The sequence below is a fragment of the Myxococcus sp. AS-1-15 genome, assembly GCF_020037055.1.
Classification (GTDB): Bacteria; Myxococcota; Myxococcia; order Myxococcales; family Myxococcaceae; genus Myxococcus; species Myxococcus fulvus.
Genome location: NZ_JAIQDF010000042.1, coordinates 1 through 7,381, shown reverse-complemented (window position 1 = coordinate 7,381; position 7,381 = coordinate 1). Strand labels below are relative to the sequence as shown.

Here is a 7,381-nt window from a genome sequence, read left to right as displayed (position 1 = left end):
AGAAGAGCCTGGAGCGGGTGTCAAAAGGGGGGCCTGCCCACCAGAATTGAGCCGCCTGCACGCGGTGCTGCGCAACGCACTCAGGGCCACTGCCGCGAGTTGGCCCGCCCTTGCGCGGGCCTACCGGTGGGTGGAACGCACTGCAGCCATCCTCAAGAACGAGCCTGGCCTGGACGCCGCAGGAGTGCGACGCCGGCTCGCCGCGCTGCTGGCCGCCATGGTGCGCTGGACACGCCGACGTCATCAGGGCGTCCTGCGTCAGGCACTCGCTCACTTCCTGCTCGAAACGCGTCGCTACTGGAAGGGCCTCTTCCACTGCTACGACGTGCCGGAGCTGCCGCGCACCGACAATGACCTGGAACACCTCTTCGGCACTTGTCGCTACCACGAGCGGCGAGCCTCGGGCCGGGTGCGCGGGAGCGCCGGCCTCGTCGTGCGCGGTGGGGTCCGGCTGCCCGCCATCGCTGCAGCCCAACTGCTCCCAGCGCTCGACGGCACCCACCTGGCACCGGGAGACCTCGACGCCTGGCGGACGCTGCGCGCTCAGTTGGAACAGCGGCGCGTCCCTCGCGTCATGGGCCGGCGCTTCCGCGCAGACCCGGACAGCTACCTCCGAGGCATCGAAGAGGAGCTCAGGCCATATTTGCCGGTGTAGTTTTTTTAGGAAGTCACGCTCCATCTGCAACTGGCGGTTCTCCTTACGCAGCCGCGCCAGTTCCTCACGCTCGGCTGTCGTCAGCGCTCCCGCCTTGCCCTGGCCCCGGTCCGCCCGGGCTCGTCGCTCCACCCAGGTGCGAAGGGCCGTCTCGGTGAGGTCCAGGTCTCGCGCCACCTGGCCCACCGTCTTGCCCTCCTCCAGCACCAGCCGGACAGCCTCCACCTTGAACTCGGCGGTGAAACTGCGGCGCTTCCTTCTCTGCTTCGTATCCGTGGACATCCTTGGTCCCCTTCATCACATCTCGGGTGTCCACGGAACTGGGGCAGACTCACCCTGCCACTGCCACTCGACGAAGAAGGGCAGAAACGCCAGCTCGACGACGACGCCGATGTCCGCGTCGCACGGGCTGCGCAGGATGCCCTCGCCGTCGCGCACGGGACGGCCTCGGTGCAGCAAGTCGATGCACAGCGGCGTGAGCCGAACGCGCTTGTTCCGATCGCGGTGAGCCGCCCATCCCCGAGTCGCGGCGCGAGCCGTCGCCGCACGCTTACCCTGCGCCGGTGAGGCGGACGCGCCCCTCTACTGGTACTCCTCGATCGCCGGTCTGGCGCAGATGCTCTTGCGGACGAGCGGACCAGGCTCCGGTCCGGTGGGAGCACGTTCGGATGGGCGAGGGAATTGATGCCTGATGGGGAACTTCGTCGGCGGCACGCGAAAACCGCATAATCCTTCATCAGATCAACCTTCCGCTTGCCTGGCCACCGCAATCTTCCCGTATAGTGGACCGATGCCTGATCCGGAATGCGCATGAGTTCATCAAGCCGAGACCTCCGAAACCTGGCTCGGGGAAGTGGCACTTTTCATGTTCACCGACGCGAAATCCTGAGGGGCATACTCGACACCTCGGGAGCCGAGCAACAACGGCTCTCGCCCTTCTTGGCAAGCAAATTCTTCCGCCTGCCGGAAGGCTGGACCGTATTCGAGTTCGACCCCAAGGACTGGCAGTTGTGCGAGCGTTTGCTCGCATCGCGGCATCCCTCAGTGGAGGCGCGGCTCCTTGAGATTGTCCTTGCATATGCTGACGCCAACAGTGAGTCCGTCGCGCGGCTGTACGCACTCGGCTCAAGTATAAGCGACCGCCTTCTCCAGCGAACTCCCGTTGCGTTGGATCCGGCTAGCGACGAATTGGGGTCCGTAGACTCGCAGTCGCTCTTTGGCCTGCGGCTCAAGTGCGCCTCAAACCACTCAGCGACCGAGACGATGATCGAGCGCCTCGAGCATGGACTCTCATCAAAGGGGTGGGCCCGCGCGCGGCTGGTCCACCCAATGGTGTACCATTTCTCCAGCACCCCGCCCGCTGCAGCACTGGATAACTTTCTGTCCTACGTCGTTACCGGGAGAGAGCACGACGCCGAAAAGCTAGCGTTGAAGCTGATGCTAAGCGACGAGGCCGCGCGCGAGACCTCGCTCGCATTTAAGTGCTTCATCGGGTTGATGGGACACCCGTATGACGCTATCGAATTCGTCCTTGACCACGTTGAGCACGAGATCGCGTCGGGAACGCGCTTAGCGAGGCATCTGGCGAGCTTCCTCTCCGACATCGCCGATCAGCAGCCTCGTTCCCGTGCCGGAATGATATCGTCGATGGTGCGCGAGCGCGTTGACTTCATTCTCGGAACGCGCTCGGACCGCCTCGCAGAACGGTTCAGCTTGTCGCGGGACGAACTCGACGGCTACGCCACCCTCTGCAATCTCGACCCCGTGGCAGGGCTCTTTGACGAAGGCGCATCAATGCCGTTCGGCGTGCTGACGAACATGCGCGTCAGGGAGTATCCGGACCCGTCGCAATTCACCATCATCGTGGGCGACCACGCGGTCTGGCACTTCGTCGACGCCGGCCGCTTCATCGGGTCAATGCTCCGCTCAATCTACATGATCGAGCGGGCAGCGCGCGACTTGGAAGTGCGGGATGCTTTCCGCCTGATGTGCTTCCTAGGATTTGTGAATCCGTTCGTCGCCTCAACGCCATCCGCAATGGTGATGATGAGGCGCCTGCACGATCACGGTGTCGACATTCTGCCGCCGCATGAGATCCAGCGGTCCACCGATGCCGAGATCAGTCGTCGGGTTCCGTTCCGCGACCGTCTCTGGATCAATGAACTCCAATGGAGGTTACGGCATCTTGAGGAGGAGGGACGGATAGCGGAATGGCTGAGTGTCGTCAGGTCCCAGACGCGCCTTCGGCCATCGTACCTGACTGGGATCAACTGGCACTGGGTAGAGGAAATCATAGCGACTCGGCGGTTGAAGCCGTTCCGTAACTTGGACGGGGCCTACCTGTTCATCCTCATGGAACTCGAGACCAACGCCGACCCGCTTCGCCTTCGCCTCACTCTGGAGCCGTTGCTCAGGGGCATGGACTTCCAGTCAGCCGTCGACACCATCATCAAAGAGTTCGGTTCCGCCGCACCCGCTCTGGTCCGCCGTTACTTGACTACGCAAAACCTATTGGCTACTGGAATGGCGCCCAATTATATCGCAGCGATGGACCAACGCGTTCGGGCAATGGAATCTTGCATCCGACGGTTTGGCTTCGGCGTGCTCCTCACGGAGTATGTCTACGAAAGCGAGGTGAAGGCACTCACAGCGGAACTCCTTCTCACCGATGTAAACGCAGGCAAGTTTGAGGTGCCTTGGGAAACGTTCCGAAAGGATGCGAACGACGCAAACCAAAACCTCTACCAAGCCGTCGAGAGTTTGCGTCCCCGCCTTGACGACGCTGGGCCTTTGACGGCCATCGTTGAGACACCTATTACGTTCCCGAACGGGCGCACACAGGTGTTCAGGGTTCGGCAACGCGACCAATCCCTTTTCGCGTGCGTCATGGCGGTCCTCGAAGGTTTCATGCAGCACCCCGCGTTTGGATTGGAGGTCGTCCTTTCAGGACGGTTCCGGCACAACAACCTACTTCAGGAGTTGTGGTCTGCGATGGCTGAAGTCGTCGCCGCGACCATACCGTCGGTGTCGCGGCAGAGAAGGGCTGCGCTTGTCGAGGACTACAAACTGGCTACCGAGCAATGGGTCGATGCTTGGTGCGGAAGCCGCCTCCAGACCAAACGGGTCGAGAAGCCCGATGGGCTGTTTGACTTGATCCCGGAACCCAAAGAATTGGACGCACTCTTGGCCAGAGCGAGGGAGGCGGACGGTATGCTTGCGGTGACGGATATCGTCATCGAATGGATCAAGGGCAAGCTTCGCGGACAGGTGGCTGCGGCACGGTCGGCGTTTGAGCAGGAAGTGGCGACCGGCTTGGTCGCGCCGTTCATTGCGATCCGGGATAGGCAAGCCGGCAGCACGAGCTACCGCGAGGCAGATGTCCATTTAGTACACAACGCCGTTAACGACGCCGTTCAACGACGGATCGCAGACCTGCGCAACTGGTTCGACGGCGTTGACGCCGTGACGTCCGGTCCCATCTCCTTAAGCCAACTCAGCCTAGCGGCCGAGGCGCTATTCGAGAACTTGATCCCCGGCAAAACGTTGAAAGTGGTCATGGATTCCGAAGCCCACTCCGTATCGTTCGGCCCTCGGCACGTGAAGATCGCGTTCGACATGTTGCGTGAACTCTACTTCAACGCGCTGCGCCACGGCTTGGGGCCGGAAGTGGAATTGAAGATCGACCGCCGCGAGGGCGCGCCCGAGTACTTTGCGTTTCGGAATGCGGCCGACGCATGCTCGGTCGATGACCTCGGGGAACGGAGCGTTGAGGGTCACGTGTATCATAGTCGGAACGAGGCCGTGACGCGTGAGGGTAACTCCGGTCTAGCGAAGATTGCCGCGAGTTCAGCCACCCTTGTCGGTCACGATGCGTGTGTGCTCTGCCGGCGCACTGAGCGCGCGTTCGAGGTCCTGGTATCGGTTCGTAACGGGGTTCCGGCTTGATGCGCGTCCTTGCGGTGGAGGACAACGATCCGAAATGGTCCCGCATCGAGGCGGTGCTCCGCCAAGGATTGGGCTCCATTGATGTCGTTCGCGCGCGCGACCTTCGAGATGCTGAGCGTCTCGTCGAGGAGGGGGGATGGGACCTCCTGATCCTGGACATCTCCCTCGACATCCGCGCCGGCGGCGACCGCGGCGGACGTGGCGCGCACGACTATACTGGCGGCCTCAAGATCGCTGGCCGGATGTTCTACCTTGAGTGCGAGGTGCCTACGATAGTAGTTACCGGCTTCGACGCATTCCCAACAGCAGCGCCGGCCGCAGGGCATGAGGTGATCCTCGGCTTGGAGGATGTGGGCCGTCAGGCGCGCAGATTCCTTGGACACCATTTGCTGGGCGCCGTGCGCTTCGGCTCTGCCGGTTGGGACGCTGATCTTCTCGAACTGCTCAAGGGAGTGGGCCGCGCATGAGAATCCTGATCATTCATGACCGTCCAGACGTGGGCGCCGAGCTACAGCGCATCGCGAATGAGGCTGCCGGCGCCGGGTCGAAGGTCGACCTAGTCCAGGATGTCTGGTCCGCCCGTGACAGGCTGAAGGCCGGTTTCCACGATCTGGTGGCCATCGACCTTACCCTTCCGATCAAGGCTGGAAACGCGAATGTCAGCCTCGCGAACACGCAGCTCCTGCTTGAGGAGATATTCGAAGGCGAAGAGGTCAAGGCCCCTTCGGACGTGATTGGCATCAGCAAGGACCCCGAAGTCCTGGACGTCTTACGGACAAGCATCGGTCAGCATCTGATGGGTTGCCTGCACGAGGATGCTGAGGGGACGTGGCGAGAAGCGTTCAAGGCGAAGGTTAGCTACGTGATGCGGGCGAGGACGGCCCGTCGCCTAGTGACGAACTCAAGCCATGACGTCGACCTGATCCTCCTAACGGCACTGGATAAGGAAGCCAAGCCGTACGCCGACATCTTCGAACTGAGCCCGTCCGACGACCTCGATGGGGCGAAGGACTTCTCCTTCACCGATGCCTTCGGCCGGATGCGTCGAGGCCTCCTCTACTCGATCGGGCAAGCCGGGCAGCCCCCGTGCGCATCGGTGACCCAAGTTTTGCTAACCCAGTTCCGCCCGAAGCTGATCGTCCTAACGGGGTTCTGCGGGGGTGTTGCCAAGCGCACAGCGATCGGCGACCTCGTGGCGTTTAGAAGTGCTTCGGCATGGGACTACGGGAAGTGGGAGGAGGTCGACGGACCAAACGGCACGGAGACGGTGTTCAGGCCGCGCCCGATGCCGCTGAATTGCCCAGGCAACGGCATTAGCAAGACGATCCGCCGGATGACCGAGGGCGGCTACAACCCTACCCCGCACACACTCGCTGCGGTCACGAAGCAAAGCGAGGGACGTATTGCGAACTGGAAGGTGCATGAGAGGGGCGCAGGCTCTGGTTCGGCGGTCGTCACCAGCTTGAAGACTCTCAGTCAAATCACCGACCGGGACGAGGAGATCTGGGCCATCGACATGGAGAGCTATGCTTTCTATTACGCCTGCCTAAACACGCCAGTCCTCACTCCAGACTTCATCTGCCTGAAGTCGGTAGCCGACCACTGTAACGGCGAAAAAAATAGCATCTATCATGCCGTCTGCAGTACGATTTCTGCCCGCTTTGCGCATGAGGTAGTTACACATCACTACAATTTCGGCGTATAGCCTTCTCGGTGAGCGTCAAGGTAGTTGTCGCGTGAGAGGGTTCAGCCGGCGTCCCTCACTTCCAGCAGAGGCGGGATGAGGTTGGGCGCGGGGTTGAGGCGCACGGGGCCCACCGGTGACCAGTCGCGCGTGCCGCGACTCCAGCGCTCGGGGTGACGGGCTTGCGCACGTTGGTATACCCCGTGGCGTCGAGCCAGCAGTGCCGTCTCGCGGCCGAAGTGCCTGTCGTCGGGTGTGACGAATCGGATGGCCGAATGTCGGTGCTCGGTGTTGTACCAGTCCACGAAGCGCGTCACCCAGTCGTGCGCGTTCTCGACGGAGGCGAAGGGCCTCAGGGGAAAGCTGGGGCGGTACCCCCCTGTGTCAGGGAAGTTGTCGCCTCGGCGGATAAGCCGAGCTGACGACGCCTTGGGGGCGAGAGCAGGCAGGACGTGGTGCCGTACACGGATGCATTCAAGACGCAGATGGTGAAGCGGATGGTGGGCCCGGGAGCGGTGAGTGCCGCGGCGCTGGCCCGGCAGGTGGGAGTGTCCCAACCGACGCTGTCGCAGTGGTTGCGCGAGGCGAATAGGGTGGCGGCGATGACGCCCCCACCTGAAGAGAAGAAGCCCACCGCGCCCGCAGGGCCGAAGAAGTGGACGCCGGAGGAGAAGCTGCGCGTGCTGGCGGCAACCCAGGGGCTCACAGTCGAAGAGTTGGGGGCCCTCTTGCGCAGCGAGGGGCTGCACGAGGCGCAGCTGAAGGAGTGGCAGCAAGCCGCAGCGGGGGCGCTCTCGGGTAGCGCCACGGAGCCGCTGCCGGCCAAGGAGCGCAAACGCCTGGCCGCCGCCGAGAAGCGGGTGAAGGAACTCGAGCGGGAGCTGCACCGCAAGGAGAAGGCGCTGACGGAGGCGGCGGCGCTGCTGGTGCTCGAAAAAAAACTACACCGGCAAATATGGCCTGAGCCCCAGGTGTTGTCCTTCTGAAGGGGGATACCACCATGGCTCGAACGACTGCTCGCCCTGTTGCCACCCGTGAGGTGAGGGTCGACAGCGAGCGGCGGCGCTGCGAGGCGTGCGGCGCGCGGACGCGTGCGG

Annotated in this window: 6 protein-coding genes and 1 pseudogene; 4 read left to right on the top strand and 3 right to left on the bottom strand. The window is 62.9% G+C overall.

Annotated elements, in window-relative coordinates; genetic code table 11:
* Window positions 1–937, bottom strand: a 937-nt coding sequence (locus K8625_RS43260) for a transposase (protein WP_223786063.1), incomplete at its 3' end; no start/stop codon positions are given.
* Between the two features lie 15 nt (window positions 938–952).
* Window positions 953–1,093, bottom strand: a complete 141-nt coding sequence (locus K8625_RS43255; RefSeq protein ID WP_223786062.1) for a hypothetical protein — start codon at window positions 1,091–1,093, stop codon at window positions 953–955.
* 372 nt (window positions 1,094–1,465) lie between these two features.
* Here K8625_RS43255 and K8625_RS43250 point away from each other — a divergent pair, with 372 nt between their 5' ends.
* The 3 genes from K8625_RS43250 to K8625_RS43240 are packed head-to-tail and all read left to right on the top strand — an operon-like array spanning window position 1,466 to window position 6,305.
* On the top strand, window positions 1,466–4,600 hold the full coding sequence (locus K8625_RS43250; protein WP_223786061.1) for a hypothetical protein: 3,135 nt from the start codon (window positions 1,466–1,468) through the stop codon (window positions 4,598–4,600).
* Window positions 4,597–5,067 carry a hypothetical protein gene (locus tag K8625_RS43245; RefSeq protein ID WP_223786060.1) on the top strand — a complete coding sequence of 157 codons (471 nt, stop codon included), beginning with the start codon at window positions 4,597–4,599 and terminating at the stop codon, window positions 5,065–5,067. The genes K8625_RS43250 and K8625_RS43245 overlap by 4 nt, the downstream gene beginning before the upstream one ends.
* Complete coding sequence (locus K8625_RS43240) at window positions 5,064–6,305, top strand: hypothetical protein (RefSeq protein ID WP_223786059.1); 1,242 nt, start codon at window positions 5,064–5,066, stop codon at window positions 6,303–6,305. Before K8625_RS43245 ends, K8625_RS43240 begins: the two co-directional genes overlap by 4 nt.
* Before the next feature lie 41 nt (window positions 6,306–6,346).
* Here the strand turns inward: K8625_RS43240 and K8625_RS43235 are convergent.
* Window positions 6,347–6,658: pseudogene (locus K8625_RS43235) on the bottom strand (integrase core domain-containing protein); the annotation flags it as partial.
* Between the two features lie 78 nt (window positions 6,659–6,736).
* Here K8625_RS43235 and K8625_RS43230 point away from each other — a divergent pair.
* Complete coding sequence (locus tag K8625_RS43230) at window positions 6,737–7,270, top strand: transposase (protein ID WP_223786058.1); 534 nt, start codon at window positions 6,737–6,739, stop codon at window positions 7,268–7,270.
* Window positions 7,271–7,381: the final 111 nt, after the last annotated feature.

What these genes read in the sequence shown, in the direction of transcription:
- K8625_RS43250 (WP_223786061.1), top strand. Translation starts at nt 1,466, where the DNA reads ATGAGTTCATCAAGCCGAGACCTCCGAAACCTGGCTCGGGGAAGTGGC.
- K8625_RS43240 (WP_223786059.1), top strand. Translation starts at nt 5,064, where the DNA reads ATGAGAATCCTGATCATTCATGACCGTCCAGACGTGGGCGCCGAGCTA.